This window comes from Acinetobacter sp. CAU_H_78 (assembly GCF_058599365.1).
In genome coordinates, this window is the sequence record NZ_CM178652.1 from 1,073,446 (window position 1) to 1,093,992 (window position 20,547).

The 20,547-nt window shown below is 44.0% G+C and carries 20 protein-coding genes; 5 read left to right on the forward strand and 15 right to left on the reverse strand.

The window, feature by feature from the left end; translation table 11 throughout:
* Nucleotides 1-5 precede the first annotated feature (5 nt).
* Nucleotides 6-1,241 (reverse strand): pyridoxal phosphate-dependent aminotransferase, encoded by a 1,236-nt coding sequence (locus AC4MCD_RS05300; protein WP_004784132.1) that lies wholly within the window; start codon nucleotides 1,239-1,241, stop codon nucleotides 6-8.
* A 152-nt stretch (nucleotides 1,242-1,393) separates the two neighbouring features.
* Here AC4MCD_RS05300 and msrB point away from each other — a divergent pair, with 152 nt between their 5' ends.
* Both msrB and AC4MCD_RS05310 read left to right on the forward strand, forming a co-directional pair.
* Nucleotides 1,394-1,813 (forward strand): peptide-methionine (R)-S-oxide reductase MsrB, encoded by a 420-nt coding sequence (gene msrB / locus AC4MCD_RS05305; RefSeq protein WP_004784131.1) that lies wholly within the window; start codon nucleotides 1,394-1,396, stop codon nucleotides 1,811-1,813.
* Entirely contained in the window at nucleotides 1,810-2,286 is a 477-nt protein-coding gene (locus AC4MCD_RS05310; protein WP_491876707.1) for a glutathione peroxidase, read from the forward strand. Before msrB ends, AC4MCD_RS05310 begins: the two co-directional genes overlap by 4 nt.
* A gap of 129 nt (nucleotides 2,287-2,415) precedes the next feature.
* Here AC4MCD_RS05310 and dapC read toward each other — a convergent pair whose 3' ends face one another.
* The 6 genes from dapC to AC4MCD_RS05340 all read right to left on the reverse strand — a co-directional run bounded on the left by dapC (nucleotide 2,416) and on the right by AC4MCD_RS05340 (nucleotide 9,440).
* On the reverse strand, nucleotides 2,416-3,585 hold the full coding sequence (gene dapC, locus AC4MCD_RS05315) for a succinyldiaminopimelate transaminase (protein WP_419374629.1): 1,170 nt from the start codon (nucleotides 3,583-3,585) through the stop codon (nucleotides 2,416-2,418).
* A gap of 22 nt (nucleotides 3,586-3,607) precedes the next feature.
* The gene (gene glnD / locus AC4MCD_RS05320; protein ID WP_491876708.1) at nucleotides 3,608-6,274 is read right to left on the reverse strand and encodes a [protein-PII] uridylyltransferase; all 2,667 of its coding nucleotides are present in this window, start codon (nucleotides 6,272-6,274) and stop codon (nucleotides 3,608-3,610) included.
* Between the two features lie 23 nt (nucleotides 6,275-6,297).
* Nucleotides 6,298-7,512 carry a formate-dependent phosphoribosylglycinamide formyltransferase gene (gene purT, locus AC4MCD_RS05325; protein ID WP_419365561.1) on the reverse strand — a complete coding sequence of 405 codons (1,215 nt, stop codon included), beginning with the start codon at nucleotides 7,510-7,512 and terminating at the stop codon, nucleotides 6,298-6,300.
* 127 nt (nucleotides 7,513-7,639) lie between these two features.
* Entirely contained in the window at nucleotides 7,640-8,272 is a 633-nt protein-coding gene (locus AC4MCD_RS05330) for a hypothetical protein (protein ID WP_419365529.1), read from the reverse strand.
* A 95-nt stretch (nucleotides 8,273-8,367) separates the two neighbouring features.
* Complete coding sequence (gene ygaH, locus AC4MCD_RS05335; RefSeq protein ID WP_419365530.1) at nucleotides 8,368-8,715, reverse strand: L-valine transporter subunit YgaH; 348 nt, start codon at nucleotides 8,713-8,715, stop codon at nucleotides 8,368-8,370.
* On the reverse strand, nucleotides 8,712-9,440 hold the full coding sequence (locus AC4MCD_RS05340) for an AzlC family ABC transporter permease (RefSeq protein WP_179993099.1): 729 nt from the start codon (nucleotides 9,438-9,440) through the stop codon (nucleotides 8,712-8,714). The genes ygaH and AC4MCD_RS05340 overlap by 4 nt, the downstream gene beginning before the upstream one ends.
* A gap of 128 nt (nucleotides 9,441-9,568) precedes the next feature.
* Between AC4MCD_RS05340 and AC4MCD_RS05345 the strand changes: the two genes are divergently transcribed.
* Both AC4MCD_RS05345 and AC4MCD_RS05350 read left to right on the forward strand, forming a co-directional pair.
* Nucleotides 9,569-10,063 (forward strand): hypothetical protein, encoded by a 495-nt coding sequence (locus tag AC4MCD_RS05345; RefSeq protein WP_419365531.1) that lies wholly within the window; start codon nucleotides 9,569-9,571, stop codon nucleotides 10,061-10,063.
* 184 nt (nucleotides 10,064-10,247) lie between these two features.
* Complete coding sequence (locus tag AC4MCD_RS05350) at nucleotides 10,248-10,382, forward strand: hypothetical protein (RefSeq protein WP_340810753.1); 135 nt, start codon at nucleotides 10,248-10,250, stop codon at nucleotides 10,380-10,382.
* 209 nt (nucleotides 10,383-10,591) lie between these two features.
* Here AC4MCD_RS05350 and AC4MCD_RS05355 read toward each other — a convergent pair whose 3' ends face one another.
* From AC4MCD_RS05355 to AC4MCD_RS05390, 8 genes are all read right to left on the reverse strand, one after another.
* Nucleotides 10,592-11,206 carry a superoxide dismutase gene (locus AC4MCD_RS05355; RefSeq protein ID WP_491876709.1) on the reverse strand — a complete coding sequence of 205 codons (615 nt, stop codon included), beginning with the start codon at nucleotides 11,204-11,206 and terminating at the stop codon, nucleotides 10,592-10,594.
* 216 nt (nucleotides 11,207-11,422) lie between these two features.
* Nucleotides 11,423-12,514, reverse strand: coding sequence for a redox-regulated ATPase YchF (ychF, locus tag AC4MCD_RS05360; RefSeq protein ID WP_005236355.1), 1,092 nt, complete (start codon nucleotides 12,512-12,514; stop codon nucleotides 11,423-11,425).
* 111 nt (nucleotides 12,515-12,625) lie between these two features.
* Nucleotides 12,626-13,285 carry a methionine ABC transporter permease gene (locus AC4MCD_RS05365; protein ID WP_419365532.1) on the reverse strand — a complete coding sequence of 220 codons (660 nt, stop codon included), beginning with the start codon at nucleotides 13,283-13,285 and terminating at the stop codon, nucleotides 12,626-12,628.
* Nucleotides 13,266-14,336 carry a methionine ABC transporter ATP-binding protein gene (locus AC4MCD_RS05370; protein WP_491876710.1) on the reverse strand — a complete coding sequence of 357 codons (1,071 nt, stop codon included), beginning with the start codon at nucleotides 14,334-14,336 and terminating at the stop codon, nucleotides 13,266-13,268. The genes AC4MCD_RS05365 and AC4MCD_RS05370 overlap by 20 nt, the downstream gene beginning before the upstream one ends.
* Nucleotides 14,337-14,346: 10 nt before the next feature.
* The gene (locus AC4MCD_RS05375) at nucleotides 14,347-15,177 is read right to left on the reverse strand and encodes a MetQ/NlpA family ABC transporter substrate-binding protein (RefSeq protein ID WP_491876711.1); all 831 of its coding nucleotides are present in this window, start codon (nucleotides 15,175-15,177) and stop codon (nucleotides 14,347-14,349) included.
* 19 nt (nucleotides 15,178-15,196) lie between these two features.
* Complete coding sequence (locus tag AC4MCD_RS05380; RefSeq protein WP_491876712.1) at nucleotides 15,197-16,621, reverse strand: LLM class flavin-dependent oxidoreductase; 1,425 nt, start codon at nucleotides 16,619-16,621, stop codon at nucleotides 15,197-15,199.
* On the reverse strand, nucleotides 16,621-17,802 hold the full coding sequence (locus AC4MCD_RS05385) for an SfnB family sulfur acquisition oxidoreductase (protein ID WP_491876846.1): 1,182 nt from the start codon (nucleotides 17,800-17,802) through the stop codon (nucleotides 16,621-16,623). Before AC4MCD_RS05385 ends, AC4MCD_RS05380 begins: the two co-directional genes overlap by 1 nt.
* 53 nt (nucleotides 17,803-17,855) lie before the next feature.
* Nucleotides 17,856-19,058: an SfnB family sulfur acquisition oxidoreductase gene (locus tag AC4MCD_RS05390; RefSeq protein WP_491876713.1), complete on the reverse strand. Its 1,203-nt coding sequence runs from the start codon at nucleotides 19,056-19,058 to the stop codon at nucleotides 17,856-17,858.
* A gap of 381 nt (nucleotides 19,059-19,439) precedes the next feature.
* Between AC4MCD_RS05390 and AC4MCD_RS05395 the strand changes: the two genes are divergently transcribed.
* Complete coding sequence (locus AC4MCD_RS05395; protein ID WP_491876714.1) at nucleotides 19,440-20,204, forward strand: glutathione S-transferase family protein; 765 nt, start codon at nucleotides 19,440-19,442, stop codon at nucleotides 20,202-20,204.
* Nucleotides 20,205-20,547 lie beyond the last annotated feature (343 nt).

Consider the following 20,547-nt stretch of genomic DNA (forward strand, 5'->3'; position numbering starts at 1 on the left):
ATAAATTAACGCATTTTTGCCAGGAAACGGCCTAAACGGGTAATGGCTTCACGCAGTTCATTTTCTGCTGGCAGGAACACCACACGGAAATGATCCGGTGTTGGCCAGTTAAAACCAGTACCTTGAACCAATAGAACTTTCTCGGCACGTAACAGATCAAGCATCAGTTTCTCGTCATCCTCAACCGGATAGATTTCAGGATCAAGACGAGGGAAGCAGTACATTGCACCTTCAGGTTTTACACAAGATACACCTGGAATCTCGTTTAGCATTTCCCAGGCAATATTGCGTTGTTCATATAGACGGCCACCTGGGCGGATCAAGTCATTAATAGATTGATAGCCACCGAGTGCAGTCTGAATTGCATATTGTGCTTGATGATTCGCGCAAAGACGCATTGAAGCTAGCATATCCAGGCCTTCAATATAGTCCATTGCACGTGATTTATCACCAGTAATCGCCATCCAGCCTGAACGGTAGCCGGCAATACGATAGGCCTTAGATAAACCATTGAACGATACACATAATTGCTTGCCTGCAAGCGAAGCTACTGATACATGTTCAATGCCATCGTAGACAATCTTGTCATAGATTTCGTCAGCAAACAGGATCAGGTCATATTTCTTCGCCAGATCCACGATTTGCTGTAATACATGACGCGGATAAACCGAACCGGTCGGATTATTCGGGTTGATAATCACGATCCCGCGGGTATTTGGCGTGATTTTGCTTTCCATATCCGCAATATCTGGATACCAGTGATCTTCTTCATCACATTTATAGTGAATCGCAGTACCGCCAGACAGGTTCACTGCCGCAGTCCATAATGGATAATCCGGCATTGGAATCAGCATTTCATCACCGTCATCCAGCAGGCCTTGCATCGCCATTACAATCAGTTCAGATACGCCATTGCCGACATACACGTCGTTCACGTGCATATCCAGAATGCCTTTTTGCTGGTAATACTGGCAGATCGCTTTACGTGCCGGGAAAATCCCTTTGGAATCCGTATAACCAATCGCATTTGGCAGGTTCAGTGCAACATCATTAATGATTTCTTGCGGGGCTTCAAAGCCGAATGGGGCGGGATTTCCGATATTCAGTTTGATAATTTTATGTCCGGCTTCTTCCATCTCGTTGGCCGCTCGTAACACTGGTCCGCGAATGTCGTAGCAAACATGCTCAAGCTTAGACGATTTCTTGATCTCGCGAGGGGGGGTGTTACCAATACCGGACATAATTCCATCCAATTAATTTTTAAGTTAAACCTATAGATTACGCAAATATCACAATCTATGCTGAAATTTCGCTAGAAATTTTTTCATCTCTAGCGTAAATATGGAAGTACTGAAGCATGACATTGAATGTCAAAGATTTAAAGGAGTTAGTGATGGGAAAACTCAATAAAACAGACCGGGAATGGCAAAGAGAGTTATCACCAGAAGAGTTTCGCATTACGCGTGAAAAAGGAACTGAACCGGCATTCACAGGTAAGTACTGGAATACAAAACAGGAAGGGACTTATGTCTGCCGTTGCTGTGGTACACCACTGTTTTCTTCAACCACCAAATATGACAGCGGTTGCGGCTGGCCAAGCTTCTATCGTCCTGTGAGCAGCTCAGTTGTAGAGGAATTACCTGATACTTCACATGGTATGGTGAGAACAGAAATTGTTTGTCATCATTGTGATGCACATTTGGGACACGTTTTCCCGGATGGTCCGGAACCGACTGGCTTACGTTATTGTGTAAACTCGGCCTCTTTAGAATTACAAACACAAGAAAAAACTGACGAGGAAACTTATCCATGACCAGCATTTATCAGTTTGAAGCTGAATTGTTAGATGGGAAAAACAAACGACTTGCAGATTATGAAGGGAAAGTACTTTTAATCGTAAATACCGCGAGCAAATGTGGTTTCACTCCACAATTTGCAGGTCTGGAAAAGCTTTACCAGAAATATAAAGAGCAGGGACTGGAAATTTTAGGTTTTCCATGCAACCAGTTTGGCGGACAGGATCCGGGTTCAAATGAACAGATCGGTGAATTTTGTCAGAAAAATTATGGGGTTTCTTTCCCGATGTTTTCCAAGGTGGATGTAAAAGGTCCGGAAGCGCATGCGATCTTCCGTTACTTGACCAATAATTCTAAAGGAATTCTAGGAAATGGTATTAAGTGGAATTTCACCAAATTCCTGATTGGTCGTGATGGCAAGGTATTAAACCGTTTTGCACCTACCACCAAACCTGAAGATCTTGAAACAGAAATTGAAAAGGTTTTATAAGTTTATTTGAAATGTCTAATTTCTATTGAATAGAAAATAAGTTAAATAGAAGAATAATTTGTAGTCAATATCCATAAAAAACCCACTTCTGGAAAGTGGGTTTTTTATTTGTGTTTAGATCTAAAAAGATTAAAGAATCGCTTTTAAACGCTGAATTACCTGTTCACATTGTGCTAGATCAGCGACTAATGCCAGACGCACATGATTTTCACCCGGGTTACCTTGCGTAGTTTCACGAGACAGGTAACGGCCTGGTAGCACTTTGATATGCGCTTTTTCCATTAGCATCTTGGCAAAAGTTTCATCATTGTCCACTTTAAGCCAATAGTAGAATCCGGCATCCGGTTTTTTCAGCGGAAGCAAGTGACCCAATTCCTTCTGGAACAAATCAAACTTGGCACGATACTGTACCCGGTTTTCTTCTACATGCGCTTCATCATTCCAGGCTGCAATTGATGCTAATTGGTGTTGCACCGGCATCGCTGCACCATGATAAGTACGGTATTGCAGATAAGGTTTGAGTAAAGTGGCATCGCCTGCAACAAAACCTGAACGCATACCTGGCAGGTTAGAACGTTTAGACAGGGAGTGGAAAACGACACAGTTTTTATAGTCATCTCGGCCAATCTCGGCACACATTTCCAGTAAACCTGTCGGTGCTTCATCAAACCAGAGTTCTGAATAACATTCATCAGAAGCAATGACAAAATCATATTTGTCTGAAAGTGCAATCAGCTTTTTAAACTGCTCTTTAGAAAGAACGGCACCTGTTGGGTTGCCCGGTGTACACACAAATAACAGGGCAGTTTTTTCCCAGACTTCAGCCGGAACTGTATCAAAGTCGCCTAAGTAATCATTTTCTTCAGTACAGTTGATGAAATGAGGTTTTGCACCTGCAAGCAGGGTAGCACCTTCATAAATCTGATAGAAAGGGTTTGGCATCACCACATAAGGCGCATCTTCACGATTGATCAAAGCTTGGACAAAAGAAAAGATCGCTTCACGGGTACCAGAGACCGGTAATACATTGCTGTCTGCACTGATGCTATTGAGTTTAAAACGGCGAGTCAGCCAGTTGGCAATGCTTTCACGTAATTCAGGTAAACCTTTGCTGTTCGGATAAGTTGATAGATGCTGAAAATTATCAATAATCGCCTGTTTCACAAACTCGGGTGCTGGATGCTTCGGTTCACCAATTGAAAGGGGAATCAAAGGCATATTCGCAGGCTGGATATCCGCGAAAAGTTTATTCAACTTTTCAAACGGATATGGATGCAATAAAGACAAGCTAGAGTTCATGAATGTGTTACCGAGCAGTGTGTTAGTGTTGAGCATTGACCTGATGTGAGGCCTCATCCAGAGCAGCTTTTAATGCCGCTGCAAAATTGTCAGACTCTGTTTGGGTCATTGGGCTGCCATCTTTTTTGGTGACAAAGAAAATATCTTCAGCACGTTCGCCAAGTGTGGCAATTTTAGCAGAGTGAATATCCAGACCCTGCATCATAAATAAACCGCCAATTTTCGCAAGTAAACCAGGATGGTCAAGTGTCGCAATTTCAACCATATTCTGGTTTAAAGCTTCATTAAGGGTGATATCGACGGTATTTTCAATATCAAAATGACGTAACTGACGCGGGATGCGGCGCTGCATCAGACCTGGATATTCATCAGAATGACTTAAAGCATCCTGTAAGGCTTCAATGACAGTTGCCTCACGTTCCGGATCGGTCAGGAGCGTGCCAAAACGGTCAAGGACGACATAGGTATCCAGACTAAAGGCTTTGGTTGCGGTAATAATCCGGGCATCCTGAACGTCCAGGTTCATGCGATCCAGAACAGCAACCGTGGTGGCGAACAGATTTGGTTTGTCTTGGGTATAGATGAAGATCTGTACGGCATCCTGCGCATACTTACGATGCGCACGCATTAATACCAATGGTGCAGGATTATCCCCATGTTCCAGAATGGCACGGGTATGCCAGGCGATTTCATCGGCAGATTCTTTCAGGAAGTAGTCATCGCCCAGTTCCTGCCAGACTTTTTCGACATCATAAAGTGAGAAATGTTCTACCAGACGCTCACTGGCTTCAAATTTGGTATCTTCAATCAGCATCTGGTAATCAACCGGACGGCCCAAGCCAGAACGGATGACATCACGCGCATGAGTATAAAGCTGACGCATCAAAGATGAACGCCAGGTATTCCAGAGTTTTGGATTGGTCGCGTTGATATCTGCTACAGTCAAGGTGTACAGATAATCCAGATGCTCCATATCTCCCATTTTTTCAGCAAATTCTTTGACCACATCCGGATCGGAAATGTCTTTTTTCTGTGAAGTCACTGACATGGACAAATGGTTTTCAATCAGCCAGGCAACCAGATTGCATTCCCGTTCGGTAAAGCCATGCGTCCGGCAGAACTGAATCGCATCGGCTGCACCAAGCTCACTATGATCACCGCCACGACCTTTGGCAATATCATGGAAAATAGCCGCTAGATAAACAATGTCACGACGTGCTAAGCGCTGGAACACGGAGCTGACCACAGGGAATTCTTTGGCAAATTCGGGTTCCTTGAAGCGGTTCAGATTGCGGATCAAGAGCAGGGTATGTGCATCCACGGTATAGATGTGGAATAAGTCATATTGCATTAGGCCGGTAATCTGTCCGAAAGCCGGAATATATTTGCCCAGAACACCATAACGTTTCATTGCGACCAAGGTTTCATACAGGCGATGCGGTGAACGAATGATGGCCATAAACAGGGCCTGGTGTACCGGATTATCCCGGAAATCCCGATCAATACGTTTAGCTGCCAGAGTAAGCAGACGTAAAGTACGAGCACGAATACCCTCAATTTCAGGACGATTGGCCAGCAAATAGAAGATTTCCAGAATGGCACTTGGTTTTTCCGAGAAAATCTTGTGATGTTGAACTGCTAACTTGCCATCGACCAGTTTGAAATTTTCATTGATTTCCTCAATCTGGCGTTCATATTGGGGTAAACGTGGGGTAATGACTGATTCATTAAAATAAGCCAGTAGCATTTCATTCAGGGTCGAAACCTGTTGTGCGCTACGGTAATAGCGCTTCATGAACTGTTCGATTGGATAGTTCGGTGACTGACCTTCTTCACGGGTATAGCCAAACATCGCCGCAATATCGCGTTGATAATCGAACAGCAGGCGGTTTTCATCGCGCTTGGTCAGGCGGTGTAAATGATGACGAATTTCCCAAAGGAAGCTTTCAGCTTCTTCGAGTACGGCAAGTTCAAACTCTGAGATAAAGCCCAGATGCACCAAGTCATAAATACGGTTGACACGGAAATGACGTTTGGCAATCCAGCCAATCTGGTTAATATCACGGATACCGCCCGGTGCATTTTTAATATCCGGTTCCAGATTGCTTTCAGTATTATTGTGCTGAGCATAGCGTTTGTGCTGCTCATCCATTTTCGCATCAAAAAAGGTTTTATCAGTCCAAGTTTGTGACACGATCCGGCGTGGCCATTTGGTCAAATTTTCATTGCCAATAATCAGACGTGCTTCGATTAAGGAAGTCGCTACCGTAAGGTCGCTGCTGGCCTGATTGACACATTCATTGATGGTACGAACACTGATGCCCGGTTGGAAATTACCGACATCCCAAAGAGAGGAAATAAAGCTGGAGATCAGCTTTTCCTGCTCTGGAGTGAAATCATCTTCAGAGAGGATCATGATATCGACATCTGAATATGGCAGCATTTCGCGGCGGCCATAACCGCCGACTGCGAAAAGCGCCAAATCAGTCTGATCCAGTCCAGCATGATTCCACAAGAATTGCAGAGCCTCATCAATCAGGTTAGAGCGTGCCTGAATGATGTCACGGATGGATTGTCCATTTTCAAAACATTCCTGAAGCTGATTTTCTACATCGCTACGCCATTGATTGATCGCTTTGATGTCATTGTGACTTTTAATGTAATTCAGCAGCGGGGAGGTATTGATCATGAACAGTGGTCCGTTGTATTTACTTAATTTTGATTCACATTAACTTGGTCTGCAACCTGTTGAGCCAGCTCGCGAGCCTGTTCAATGTTTTCTGCACGCGCAGTCGCGACACCCATACGGCGGCGTTTAAAGCCTTCAGGTTTACCAAATAGACGTAAATCGGTATCGGCATGGGCTAAAGCAAGATTCAGGCCAGAAAATGAAAGATTGCGATCATCGACACCTGCGTAAATCACGGCACTAGCAGCCACACTATGGCGAGCTGTATTGACTGGTAAGCCTAAAATAGCACGGGCATGCAGTTCAAATTCACTCTGGAACTGGGAAGCCAAAGTGACCAGACCAGTGTCATGCGGGCGAGGTGAAACCTCACTAAACCATACTTTGTCGCCTTTGACAAAGAGTTCTACACCAAAAATACCGCAACCGCCGAGTGCTGTGGTGACTTTATTGGCGATACGTTTTGATTCTTCCAGAGCAGCGGGACTCATTGGCTGAGGCTGCCAGCTTTCTACATAGTCGCCTGAGTCCTGACGGTGTCCGATTGGATCACAGTAAGAGGTTTCGATTTCGCCAGTTTTAGGATTCTTAGCCCGTACAGTAAGCAGGGTAATTTCAAAATCAAAATCAATCTGTGATTCGACAATCACTTTGCCCTGATTAACTCGACCACCTGTTTGCGCATATTCCCAGGCAGCATCGACTTCTTCAAAACTTTTCACGCGAGATTGGCCTTTACCTGAAGAAGACATCACTGGTTTCACAAAGTTTGGATAACCAATGTCATCACAGGCTGCGCGGAAAGATTCCAGAGAATCGGCAAAGCGATAAGCAGAGGTCGGTAAACCTAACTCTTCAGCCGCCAGACGACGAATTCCTTCACGATTCATAGTTAGGTTAACTGCTTTAGCAGAAGGAATCACGGTGGCAATATTCTGTTCTTCAATTTCAACCAGTACTTCTGTTGCAATGGCTTCAATTTCAGGAACAATGAGATGCGGCTGAATTTTTTGAATGAGCTGTTTGAGTTCCGCTGCATCTGCCATATTTAAGACATAAGAAAAATGTGCCACCTGCATGGCCGGAGCATCTGCATAACGATCTGCAGCATGAACTTCTACACCTAAACGTTGCAAGGAAATCACCACTTCCTTACCTAGTTCTCCTGAACCTAGCAATAGAACTTTAAAAGCTGAAGATTGAAGAGGAGTACCAATAGTCACGTTCATGTGTATTATCCATGCTTGATTTTATGGACTTTTAGCATAACAGAACTCAATGCCGAGATAAGCCGAGTTTCATACAAAATTGTGATATTGGCCAGCAGTTTTATTTATAAAAGTTTATAGAGAATCGCATCTGAAATCAGGCAGTTTGCTTTACTGTATTTTTCACAGGGTTTAAATGATAAATCCGGTTTTGCGGATTGAGTTTTTCCATATGCAGAATTTGCTTGTCATTGAGCTGAAGTTGATGGAGAAGTTTCAGACTTTGTATTCTCTTAAAGGCGTAAAAGGGAATGAAAAAAGGACAGATAAAACCAAATATCCAGAGCAGTAAACCAAATCCTGAAAATTGCAGTGCATCGAGGAATACAGTGAAAAAATGGAATTGATGATTTAACATTGCGACAAGTGCAAAGAATAAAAACAGTAAAATTGTACTAAAGCAAAATACATAAATAAGATTTGGAATGCCTTTATGTAGCAGGCTCCATCGGCTAAAAATGATTTGTTTGGGATGCAGATGGATTACCTGTTGAGTCTGATTATATAGGGCAATGATTTTATTTTTGCCATGCTTCTGAATATAAATGACACGGACATGATCTGCGGGTTCAGCAACCACTTCTACAAAATGACCAGTAAAATTCTGTGCATTAATAAAGCATTCAAAATAGCAGCCGGGTAATTCATACTGGTTAAAAATAGCCAACATTTCATCACGTCGATGATGAATAAATATTTTCCCTTCAATCATTTGCTTTGGCTCGAACATGCCAATACTTTCCTTATTTTTCTTCTTATATAAAAAAGACTTATGTATTTAATTTAGCATAAGTCTTGAATGAGATTTCTAATTTTCTAAAAGGCTTAAAAAGGCACGGGGATATAGGTATAAATCAGGCCATAGGTTAAGGCTGCAGTTAAGGTCGCCATGACGATTTTCTTGAACTTAAAATATAGTCCAGCCAGCACAATAAAACCGATCAGCATGGCAAAGCTTTTGTCTGGCGTTTCCAATAAGGGCGGTAAGGTCGCCACAACCAGCATGGAACTGATGGCAGCAATTCCAATCGAACCCAAGGCAATTTTCAGCCATAGTGCACCACGTTTTTGCGAACCCTGCTGAAATTTTTGAATCACATAGAAAGGACCAAAACGTGAGGCAAAATTGGCAATCCCGACAATAATCCCGACCAAAATAATTTCAAGATTCATGATTGATCTCCTGCGTATTCAGGATCTGGTTTTTTCAGCACATAGTGCTTGAACAGGCCGGCCAAAATGCCGGAACTGATGCCAATAAAGATCGCAGCGGAGAGATCGATAAAATAACAGGCAACTGCTGAGACAATAATCGTGATGGTTACCACAAAGGTATGTTTCTTTTCAAAGGCTGCTAACAAGAAACTCAAGAACAGGGCAGGTAGCAGAAAATCTAGAGCCGCCTGCAAGAATTGTGGCAGATGACTGACCTGATCAGCAAATAAGCCGCCTAGAAATGAACCTGTCGCCCAAGATAACCAGCTAAAAAGACTCAGACCGAGCATCCACGACTCTGACCATTCTTGGCGCCGTTGCGACAGCTTGATCATACCTGAAGCAAAGACTTCATCGGTAAGGCCCCAAGCCCAGACTGCGGTTTTTTTCAGGTTTAAACGATCTTGAATCAGGTTTTGTAATGCCGGCCCGTATAAAAGATGGCGAATGTCCAAGGCAATTACGGTCAACGCAGTCATCCAGATCGAAGTACCGCTACCAAGTAGTGCTACGACTAAAAACTGACTGGCACCGGCATACATGGAGCAGGACAGAAATAAGGCTTCCCAGGCAGTAAAGCCGAACTGGGTGGCGGAAACGCCAAAGGCAAAGGAGACCGGAAGGTAAGTAAATATAATGGCCTGGCTATCTTTGGCACCTTGCCAAAAACCGGCAGGTTGCATCGCTACTGGATTGTGGTCAGACACAAAACACCTTGAGGGAGAGAGTTAAAACAGGGATTAAATCAAGATTGTGTATTGTACGCGAATTTACTAGCATAGTGCCGAAATGTTTAACTGGCGATTCTGATATGTTGATGTTCAAGACACGTGCAATGCTGGTCGGTGTTTTAATCGGCAGCACCTTATTTCTTCAAGCTTGTGGAAATGACAGTCAAGCGCCAAAGGCCGAAATTAAAGCGGCACCTAAACTCTCTAATGATGCAACGACTTATGCTAATACTGCATGGCAATTCATGAATGAAGTCGATCCGCTGGTCTATAACAAGGAAATGGAGCAGATCGATGCTCAGGTACGTCAACCGGCCCGTAAATTGAGTACTGACTGGCGCATTAATGTGAAAATGACTGACTCAGTGACGGAAGGAAAATATGCCTTATGTCGCAAAGCTTTAACCAGTCTGGAAATCTGGGCACGTAGCACCGTTGAAAATAGCAGTAGCGTGGCACAGAAACAGGCCGACTATGAGCGTGATAAACAGCAATGTCAGGGAGCAATTGCTCATCCTGAACTGGGAAATACTGATCCAAAGCAGAAAGGTAATGCAGTAGCTGAACAGTCTTAATCGGGTTTTATAATCTTCAGGCGGGACTTCGGTTCCGCTTTTTTGTTATAAAAAACGATTCTATTTATATAAATAAACAATAATTAAAATTAAGAAAGATTGCCCTGAATCATTAAAGAAGTTCTATAATTGACTCATAATCAAGCGATTTAGAGATAAAAGTTAATTTTTGGAGTCATTTTAAATGTTTAATAAATTGTTTTTAGCGATAAGTCTGAGTGCAGTTTTAGTAAGTGCAGTACAAGCGTCTCATGCGTGTGAAGTGGCACCATGTACCAATGGCTTCGATAGCGTCAATGTCTGTGAATTGCGTTCTTAAATTTTAAATCCATCTCCCTATAGAAAAAATTAAACAGCAAAAAATAAAAGAAGCCTCAGAATAAGGCTTCCCATACATTAGACGATCATGTCTTAAAGCAACATGAACAGACGTTCTAGATACAACACTGCTCCGCCCAAAAGAATACTGAGGCCGCAGATCAAACGTAAAGAGTGCCAAGACATGATGTTTCGTCCTACTATATTCATTTATGTTGAAAGTGCTTCCAGATAACGGCGATTCACTTCCTTCCAGTTCACTACATTAAAGAAAGCGGCAATATATTCAGGACGACGGTTCTGGTATTTCAAGTAGTAGGCATGTTCCCAGACATCCAGACCTAGAATCGGGGTATTGCCATGCATGAGGGGTGAGTCCTGATTGGCGCTGCTTTCTATGATAATGGTTTGATCAGGTGCCACGCTGAGCCAAGCCCAGCCACTGCCAAAACGGGTCAGGGCTGCCTTGGTAAAAGCTTCTTTAAAGGCTTCAAAGCCGCCAAGCTCCTTGCCGATCGCTTGTGCAATTTCACCTTCAGGATTGCCACCGCCATCTGGACTCATTACTGTCCAGAACAGGGAATGGTTGGCATGACCGCCACCATTATTAATCACATTATTTTTCAAATCTTCAGGTACCTGATTGGCTTTGCTCACCAGTTCTTCCACAGAAAGATCTTCCCATTCTGTGCCTTCAATACCTGCATTGATGTTGTTGATATAAGTTTGATGATGTCTGGTGTGGTGGATTTCCATGGTTTTAGCATCAATATGTGGTTCCAATGCATCATAAGCATAAGGGAGTTCGGGAAGGGTATAGCTCATTTTTAATTGTCCTTAAGCGTGATTGAGTGAGTGGAATTTTCGACTAATTTTTAAAATACGCTTGAGCTGTATTAAATACAATGAGAATTATTATCATTTATGTTATGGGATGAGATTTTTATAAATAGGATGTAAATATGCGTATGAAAATGGCAAGAAGCCAAATTTGGTAACAAAAAAGCCCCGAATGATCGGGGCTTTTTTTTGGTTTCAAACTTATACGTTGAAACGGAAGTGCAGAACGTCACCGTCCTGAACAATATAAGTTTTACCTTCTAGACGCCATTTACCAGCTTCTTTAGCGCCAGCTTCGCCGTTGTACTGTACGAAGTCATCATAAGCAATACATTCTGCGCGGATAAAGCCTTTTTCGAAGTCAGTATGAATGACACCCGCTGCTTGAGGGGCAGTAGCACCGACTTTAACCGTCCAGGCACGAACTTCCTGAACACCGGCAGTGAAGTAAGTTTGCAAGCCTAGCAGTGAATAGCCTGCGCGGATTACCACGTTCAGACCCGGCTCTTCCATATCCATTGCTTCCAGGAATTCGGCACGGTCTTCATCTTCAAGCAATGAAATTTCAGCTTCGATCTGGTTGCAAAGTGGAACCACGATTGCATTTTCAGCAGCTGCCAGTTCACGTACCGCATCGAGGTGCGGGTTGTTTTCAAAACCGTCTTCTGCCACATTAGCGATGTACATAGTTGGTTTAAGTGTTAATAGACCAAAGCCACGAACCAGTTTACGTTCGTCATCATCTAGATTTGCTGCACGGGCAGGTTTGCCTTCATCTAAAAGAGGTAGGATTTTTTCTAGAACGGCTTTAGTGGCTACAGCTTCTTTATCGCCACCTTTTGCAGACTTCGCCAAACGAGTCACTGCTTTAGTCACAGTTTCAAGGTCAGCCAGTGCAAGTTCAGTGTTAATGGTTGCGATGTCATCAAGCGGATCAATTTTTCCGTTGACATGAATCACGTTTTCATCTTCGAAACAACGAACAACGTGAGCAATTGCATCCGTTTCACGGATATTCGCCAGGAACTGGTTACCCAGACCTTCGCCTTTAGATGCACCAGCAACCAGACCCGCGATGTCCACGAATTCCATGGTAGTTGGTACCACACGTTGTGGTTTTACGATTTCAGCAAGTTTGTCCAAGCGTGGATCTGGTACAGGCACGATACCGGTGTTTGGTTCAATCGTACAGAATGGGAAGTTTTCCGCAGCAATTGCAGCTTTAGTTAATGCATTGAAAAGCGTAGATTTACCAACGTTAGGCAGGCCTACAATACCACAATTAAAACCCATGAAATAACTCACAAAGCGTTATATAAAAATTGCCAGTGATTTTACATGAAAGCCATGACAAAGTCAGGTCATGGCTGGGTGCTTTGTTGAAAACTTATGAAATAGATGTTTTTAAATTTTACGTTTGTCGAGCTGATTCGATAGGGTGTCACCAGTGGCCTGAACCAGCATCACCAGTATCACCAGCACCACAATCACCGCCAGCATGATCTGCATGTCAAAACGCTGATAGCCATAACGGTAGGCGATATCACCCAGACCACCAGCACCAATAGCACCGGCAATCGCCGAGGAGTTAATCATGGTCACCAAAGTGACAGTAAAACCGGCCACAATACCCGGTAAAGCTTCAGGCAATAGTACATGCCAGATGATCTGCTTACGATTACAGCCAATCGCTTGAGCCGCTTCAATCAGCCCTTGATCGACTTCACGTAAGCTCACTTCAGCAATACGCGCAAAGAAAGGAGTCGCAGCTAACGTTAAAGGTACAACTGCTGCCCAGACACCATAACTGGTACCGACAATCCAGCGGGTAATTGGAATTAAAGCCACCATCAAAATCAGGAAAGGCACCGAACGGGTAATATTCACAACCCAACCCAAAGCCTGGTTAATTGGCTTGGATGGATAAATGCCATGTTCAGAGGTGCTGACCAAAATAACGGCCATCGGTAAACCAATCAGAAAGGCAACGATCGCTGATACACCAACCATGATGAGGGTATCGGTGGTTCCCGTTAGTAATAAATCAATGAGTTGGTCGTGCATAGCCAATCGCCTCAATCTGTGCAATGTGTTGTTTTAGTTTTTGCTGAAGTAAGTTCGTGTCCAGATTCAGATCAGCAACCGCGACAATGAGGTTGCCGACCAGATGGTTCTGGATACTGTCGATATGACTCTGGTAAAGATGTACCGGATGCTCGAACTGATCGAAAATCACTTTCAAATCTGGGGAATATTGAACACTAGAGGCATAGCGCAGTTTGATAATGCTATGCGTGGTATCTGTTGTCACTTCAGGACTGATCGAAAATGGCAGTTCCAGCTGTTCCAGATTCAGCAGTTCCTGGGTAATCTGTTGCTGTGGATTAGAAAAGACAGACCAAACTTCACCGGATTCAACAATTTCACCTTTTTCAATTACGACGACCTGATCGCAAATTTCACGAATGACTTGCATTTCATGGGTAATCAGTACAATAGTGATGCCAAGTTTCTGGTTAATTTCTTTGAGCAAAGACAGCACCACTGAAGTACTTTCCGGATCCAGTGCAGAAGTGGCTTCATCACAGAGTAGAATCTCCGGGTGATGCACCAGCGCACGGGCAATGCCAACACGCTGCTTTTGTCCGCCGGATAGCTGGGAAGGATAGTTCTGTGCCTTATCGCTTAAGCCAACCAGTTGCAGTACTTCATTCACGCGTGTATCAATGTCTGATTTTTTATAATTCGCGACTTTTAAAGGCAATGCCACATTTTCCCAGACAGTTTTGGCAGACATCAGGTTGAAGTGCTGGAAGATCATGCCAATGCGCTGACGTAACTGGATCAGTTCAGCATGGGTGAGTCCTGCCAGATCCTGCTGGTGGATATGGATATGACCCTCACTGATCTGTTCCAGACCATTTAGAGTGCGTAGCAGTGAAGATTTACCAGCGCCACTTTTACCGATAATCCCGAAAATTTTACCTTCAGGAATATCTAGGTTGATGTTCTTTAAGGCATGTACCGATTTGCCTTGTACTTCATAATATTTGTTCAGATTGCGGATTTTAATATGCGGGACGGAAAACGCCACCTGAGAACCAAAACTCACCATAGTATTCTCCTTATTTCCAGCCCGGGAACCAGAGCTTCGCACCAAAGTCAGCATCTAATGCTTCCTTCACGCGAGGTGAGTTCTGATAGATTTCAACAAATTTTTTCAGCTTGTCATTTTTGTCCTGATAGTCCTCACGTACGGCAAACAGGATTGCATAACGGTTGTCTTTGTTAGAGTCAAATAACAATGCTTGTTCTGGATCAGCTGTTTTAGCCAGACGTAGGTAATGCGGGTAACCGAATGCCAGATCAACATCATCAATGGCACGAGCGGTTTGTGGACCTTCAACTTCAACAAACTGAAGATTTTTCGGATTCACTGCAATATCTTTCAGGCTTGACAGGTGGTTGTTTGGATCTTTCAATGTCACTAGATTCGCCTGTTGTAATAACAGTAGCGCACGTCCCTGGTTGACTGGATCATTTGGCACCACAACTTTCGCGCCATCTTTTAGTTCATCCAGACTAGTAATTCTCTTGGAATATAGACCCACATGAGTCGCTGCACCTTTAGCGAAGGCTTTGATTTTAAAATCAGTTTCTTTTTTGGCATTGTCTAAAAATGGCTGATGCTGGAAAAAGTTGGCATCAATATCGCCATGATTCAGAGTGATATTTGGTGTATTCCAGTCCGAGAACTCGACTAGTTTGACATTTAGACCTTGCTGTTTGGCTTCTTCAGCTGCGACCTGTAAAGGTTTGGCAAAAGATGGACTGATCCCAATCACCAGTTCATCCGAACCGGATTTCTGTTGCTGGTTCCACACCACCAGTCCGATAATGACGGCGGCAATAATCACCCCAATAATGGTGAATTTTGTTTTAGCGGTTTGTGCCATGTTGCACCTCAAAATGAATTTATGCTGATTGTTTTTGCTTTAAGTTTGTGTTCGCTGTTGAGGCGGATTTTTGACATCGGAATTGCTGTACTGGATGCGCACTAGGTAAGCGGTCTCCTTGCTGAAACAGTTTGTGTCTGAAACTGCCTTGTTCATATTCAGTTTTATAGCGTCCGCGCTGCTGTAATTCAGGAATCACAAATTGGATAAAATCCTGATGTGATTCAGGTGCCACCGTACGGGTCAGGTTGAAGCCATCAATACCGGTATCATCAATCAGCTGAATCAGTTTTTCTGCCACGGTGGCACCACTGCCAACGATCAGTGGATAACGTCCACCCAGCACATGTTGAGCCTTTAGGTCATTGGGTGTGATCTGCTGCTCTTTAAATTTGTCATTAACCGTCGCAATACTGTTGGTCTTCTTGTACGGGATCGGCTCATCATCGGCAAATTTGGCCAAGTCAATGCCAACCGAACTGGAGTAATGTGCAAGACCAGCTTCAGGGCTGGCGTAAGCACGGTATTCATCCAGTTTTTGCTGTGCCAGTTCATCTGTTTCTGCGGTTACCACGGTAATGCCGACAAAAATCTTGATTGCTTCAGGATCACGGCCTTGTTCAACCGCTTGACGGCGGATCTGATCGACCTGTTTCTTGATCTTGTGTGGATGTTCACCACCAATAAACATGCCTTCAGCATGCTGGGTAGCGAAAGCCATACCACGTGGTGAAGCCCCGGCCTGGAACAATACAGGGGTACGCTGAACAGAAGGGGAAACCTGGAATACACCCTGACTGCGATAAAACTGGCCTTGGTGATTGATCTGATGGACCTTGGCTGGTTCAGTAAAAATTCGATTTTGCTTATCTTTTAAAACCGCATCATCTTCCCAGGAGCCTTCCCAGAACTTGTAGCACAGTTGTAAAAATTCCTCGGCCTGTTCATAGCGCAGATCATGGTCTTTCAGGCCATTTTCACCAATCAGACGTTGTGCACTGTCCAGATAACCGGTGACAATATTCCAGCCGATACGGCCATTGGTCAGGTGATCCAGACTGGCAAAACGACGGGCGAACTGATAAGGCGACTCATAGCTGAGATTGACTGTTATACCAAAACCGAGATTTTCAGTTACTGTTGCCATAGCAGATACCAGCGTACTTGGGTCATGGCTTGGTAACTGAATCGATTCTCTTAGCGTCAGATCAATACCATTCTGATAGACGTCATAGACCCCAGTAATGTCGGCAATAAACAGACCATCAAATAGGCCTTTTTCTAAAGTTTTCGCCAGATCAGTCCAGTAGCTGAGCTCATTAAAGCGATGCGATTCATCACGAGGATGAGTCCACAAGCCGTGATTGATATGCCCCACGCAATTCATATCAAAGGCATTCAGCAAGATTTTTTTTGCTTTTGGATTAGTCGTTGTAATTGTCATTACAATGTCCCCCGGCGTGGAGGCAGAACACCATTCAGTAAATAATTGGCAATAAAATAATATTTCCAGCGTGAAGCATCATGCAGGGTATGCACGCGGGCATTGCGCCAGAAACGATCCAAGCCATCTTCGCGTTGGCTACCACGACTGCCAGCCAGTTCAATCAGTTTTGATGATGCTTTTAAGGCAGTTTCACTACTGTGCGCACGCGCTTTAGCCACATCTAGAGAGGCTTTGGCAACACTAGATTCAGTTGGATCAGCTTTAGCTGCATCTACAGAGCGGGCGGCCTGTTTCAGTAACACTTCAGAAGCACGCACATCAGCCACGACGCGACCGAGTTCAAATTTAGTCAGCGGATCATCGGTGGCTTTATCCACACCCGAATCAATCCACGGACGCGCCTGACGTACACGGTTTAAGGTTTCTTCGAATGCAGCACGGGCAATGCCGGTTTCAATAGAGGCATGCAGTAATTGTGCGAAAGGGCCCGAAATGGTTGGGTGCGAATAGGTCGTATCAAAACGTACCACATCTTCCTCAAGCACATGCACGTTGTCGAATTTCACCGTGCCGCTGCCAGTGGTACGTTGACCAAAACCGCTCCAGTCATCAATCAAGGTAAGACCTTCGCTGTTACGTGGCACAAAGACCAGAAACTGCTGTTCATGTTCATCCACCACTAGGGTTGGAATACGGTGCGCAAACAGGCTGCCGGTGCAATAGAATTTTTCGCCGTTAATGACATAACCTTGCTCTGCTTTGCGGATGGCAGTTTGACGTTGAGCGGCAGTCTTGGTTTTAAACTCAGCCAAGGCATTACCAAAACGGGCACCTTTCAGAACTTCGGCATACAGCTTGCGTTTTTGTTCCTCCGTGCCGTTATTACGCAGGATTTCCAGACCATAGAAATGGTTTTGCGGAATCTGACCGATTGAACCATCCACACCGCTCATCAGGGCAATCACTTGTGCCACGGTATAGTTAGACACTTCTGCACCACCATATTGTTTCGGGACAGTAATCGCCCAGAGCCCAGACTGGCTATAAGCCTCGATTTCTTCAAAAGGCAGAATACGTTCAGCATCACGCTGTACGGCACCAGCCTTGAACTGCTCTGCCAGATTATGGGCAATTTCCAGTGCTTCTTCATCAGATTTGATGATGTGCGCATGTGCCAGCTGTTCTGACTACAATGGAATAATATTTTGAAATGAAGTCATGGCGAATATCCTTAAATCCAAGCGTGGCGGGCAGGGAGTTTATGATTCAGGTAATAATCCCCGAGCGCATGCAGCTTCCAGCGGATCGGGTCATGCAGGGTATGCACACGTGCATTACGCCAATGCTGATCAAGATTGTGCTGACTTAAGCTAGAGCGGCTGCCGCCTAGTTCCAATAATTTTTCCGAGATATGCAAAGCTGCATCATTGGCATAGACTTTGGCTTCAGCCACTAGAATTGAGGCTTTAGCGGCCTGCTCATCAGTCACAGATTCCAGCTGATCCAGTTCATCCAGATATTCAGCGGCTTCATCCAGCAGTAAAATCGCGGCATCGAGCAGCACAGAAGATTTACCGACTTCCTGCAAGGTGTAATGCTCAAAGCTGGCTTTTTCGACTTGAGCATCGACAATTGGACGTGCTTTTTGTACGGCAGTCAGCGTATCGGCAAAAGCAGCTTCGGCAATGCCGACATCAATCGCAACCTGCATCAATTGGGAATAGGCACCGCGGTAGCTTGGTTGACTCCCTAACAGACGCTCATCAAAAATCAATAGTGGATCAACTTCGACATGCTGAAGTTTGACTGTGCCACTCGAAGTCGTGCGTTGACCAAAGCCATTCCAGTTATCGATCACTTCAACGCCGTCAGCATTGCGATTGACAATAGTCAGCACCACATGTCCTTCAGGATGAATCGCTTTAATCGCTAACCAGTGCGCGAAGCTGCTGCCGGTCGAATAAAATTTTTCACCATTCACAAAATAGCGGCCATTTTCAATCGTGAGCGTGGTTGCCAGTGTTTTGGTGTCTTTGGTATTACGTTCCGGACCACCATTGGCCAGACGCTTACCTTTTAGAATTTCGTTATAAATAAACTGTTTTTGTTCTTCTGTGCCCATGATCCCGATCATGTTGAGTAATGCAATCTGGTTCTGCGGAATTTGCCCGACATTAGAGTCAGCCTTATTAATAATCCGGAATACATGCGCCAGGGTTTTATTGGCAACAAATGCACCGCCGTACTGTTTCGGAATGCGCATGCCACCCAGGCCTTTCTGGCTGAACAGGTCAATCTCAGCAAAAGGTAATAGACGTTGCTGATCACGTTGATTACGGCCTTCCAGAGCAAAGTCTGCAACCTGATAAGCAGCATTAATCGCGTCGAGATCATTTTCGATGATATGAACTTTTTCAGAAGTTAAACGAGACATAATGACATCCTAAATCGATGCCAAAACGTTACAGCTAAAGCATTATGTAATTAAGCAATTGCTTTTGCAAAGCTTATGAAAAAAGCTATTTAGGACAAAAACTGCTAGATTCTTATAAATTTGGAATATAGTAACTGATTAAAATTAAATAGGTTTTTAATGTTTCCTTGATTTTAAAAGATGAGTTTAAAGTAGTGCATATCTGCTTTATAGATAATTAAGACAAAAAAATGTATAAAAATACTCATCGCCGTGTCGAATAAGCAACATCTTTATTTTGAATAAAAAGTTCATTGTATTTCCAGTCGGGGGTGACTAAAGTATCCGACTAAATTAGATGGTTTTAATGCGACCTGACCTAAAAACAAGCATGGAGAATTTATGCGCATCTTATACCAGTTTCCACTTTCTCATTTTTGTGAAAAGGCACGCTGGATGCTGGATTACAAAGAGCTGGAATATGTTGCGCAAAATCTGATGCCAGGTGCTCATCGTGCCTTTGCTCGCCTGAAAACGGGACAAAACCGTTTACCGATTCTGCGCGATCGGGAACAGTGGATTGCGGACTCGACCAAAATCGCCCTGTATCTGGATGAGCAATATCCTGAACACCGTCTGCTACCTGCAGAAACAAGCTTGCGCCAGCAGGCATTAGATATTGATGAAATCACTCAGGAATTAGGCCGCCATGTGCGTCGCTGGATGCTGGCTCAGGCTTTATCGCATGATCATGAATCGATGGATATTCTGATTGGAGAAAAAGGCTATCTGCGCCAGTTTGAAAAATTCTCCAAGCCATTGCTAAAAACCATTTTGACCAAGGGTTATGCCTTAACTGAAGAAACACTGGAACAGTCCAAACAATTTATCAAGGATTCGGTTGAGCAGCTTAATCAGATTCGTATGGAAAAAGAAGGACCTTATCTCGTCGGTTCACGTTTCTCTCTGGCCGATATTGCAGTTTGTTCCATTTTGGCACCTTTACTGGCCATTCCGGGAACGCCGTGGGAGCGAGAAAGCTTTGAATCAATGTCGGATGAATACCGTGAATATCAAAGTCATTTGGCTGAGTTGCCATTAGGGCAATATATTCAAAAGATGTATCGTAATGAGCGTAATGCTCGTGTCGATTGGCGCGGTGTATAAAATTAAAAATGAAATAAAAAAAACGCGCATAAAGCGCGTTTTTTTATGAGATTAGAATTAACCCCAAGGGTTGGTTTGATCAATATCACTTGTTTTACTGAAGCCACTGAGCAGTGAGCTAAAGTCAAACTTCGGTAGGGAACTACCACTTGAGAGATTGGTAATGGTCTCTTTAATGGTTGGGAGGATTTCAGTAATGCTGATATTCGTAGCCGTATCAGTATTACTAATGCCGGAGATCAATTCGCTAAGATCAGGCAGTTGTAGGGACGAGTTGTTACCGACTAAATTGCCAAGACTATCTGTGAATGCGTCCAGACCTAAACCGTCTAAGCTTGGTATG

What these genes read in the sequence shown, in the direction of transcription:
- AC4MCD_RS05300 (WP_004784132.1), bottom strand. Translation starts at nt 1,241, where the DNA reads ATGTCCGGTATTGGTAACACCCCCCCTCGCGAGATCAAGAAATCGTCT.
- msrB (WP_004784131.1), top strand. Translation starts at nt 1,394, where the DNA reads ATGGGAAAACTCAATAAAACAGACCGGGAATGGCAAAGAGAGTTATCA.
- AC4MCD_RS05310 (WP_491876707.1), top strand. Translation starts at nt 1,810, where the DNA reads ATGACCAGCATTTATCAGTTTGAAGCTGAATTGTTAGATGGGAAAAAC.
- dapC (WP_419374629.1), bottom strand. Translation starts at nt 3,585, where the DNA reads ATGAACTCTAGCTTGTCTTTATTGCATCCATATCCGTTTGAAAAGTTG.
- glnD (WP_491876708.1), bottom strand. Translation starts at nt 6,274, where the DNA reads ATGATCAATACCTCCCCGCTGCTGAATTACATTAAAAGTCACAATGAC.
- AC4MCD_RS05330 (WP_419365529.1), bottom strand. Translation starts at nt 8,272, where the DNA reads ATGTTCGAGCCAAAGCAAATGATTGAAGGGAAAATATTTATTCATCAT.
- ygaH (WP_419365530.1), bottom strand. Translation starts at nt 8,715, where the DNA reads ATGAATCTTGAAATTATTTTGGTCGGGATTATTGTCGGGATTGCCAAT.
- AC4MCD_RS05340 (WP_179993099.1), bottom strand. Translation starts at nt 9,440, where the DNA reads ATGCAACCTGCCGGTTTTTGGCAAGGTGCCAAAGATAGCCAGGCCATT.
- AC4MCD_RS05345 (WP_419365531.1), top strand. Translation starts at nt 9,569, where the DNA reads ATGTTGATGTTCAAGACACGTGCAATGCTGGTCGGTGTTTTAATCGGC.
- AC4MCD_RS05350 (WP_340810753.1), top strand. Translation starts at nt 10,248, where the DNA reads ATGTTTAATAAATTGTTTTTAGCGATAAGTCTGAGTGCAGTTTTAGTA.
- AC4MCD_RS05355 (WP_491876709.1), bottom strand. Translation starts at nt 11,206, where the DNA reads ATGAGCTATACCCTTCCCGAACTCCCTTATGCTTATGATGCATTGGAA.
- ychF (WP_005236355.1), bottom strand. Translation starts at nt 12,514, where the DNA reads ATGGGTTTTAATTGTGGTATTGTAGGCCTGCCTAACGTTGGTAAATCT.
- AC4MCD_RS05365 (WP_419365532.1), bottom strand. Translation starts at nt 13,285, where the DNA reads ATGCACGACCAACTCATTGATTTATTACTAACGGGAACCACCGATACC.
- AC4MCD_RS05370 (WP_491876710.1), bottom strand. Translation starts at nt 14,336, where the DNA reads ATGGTGAGTTTTGGTTCTCAGGTGGCGTTTTCCGTCCCGCATATTAAA.
- AC4MCD_RS05375 (WP_491876711.1), bottom strand. Translation starts at nt 15,177, where the DNA reads ATGGCACAAACCGCTAAAACAAAATTCACCATTATTGGGGTGATTATT.
- AC4MCD_RS05380 (WP_491876712.1), bottom strand. Translation starts at nt 16,621, where the DNA reads ATGACAATTACAACGACTAATCCAAAAGCAAAAAAAATCTTGCTGAAT.
- AC4MCD_RS05390 (WP_491876713.1), bottom strand. Translation starts at nt 19,058, where the DNA reads ATGTCTCGTTTAACTTCTGAAAAAGTTCATATCATCGAAAATGATCTC.
- AC4MCD_RS05395 (WP_491876714.1), top strand. Translation starts at nt 19,440, where the DNA reads ATGCGCATCTTATACCAGTTTCCACTTTCTCATTTTTGTGAAAAGGCA.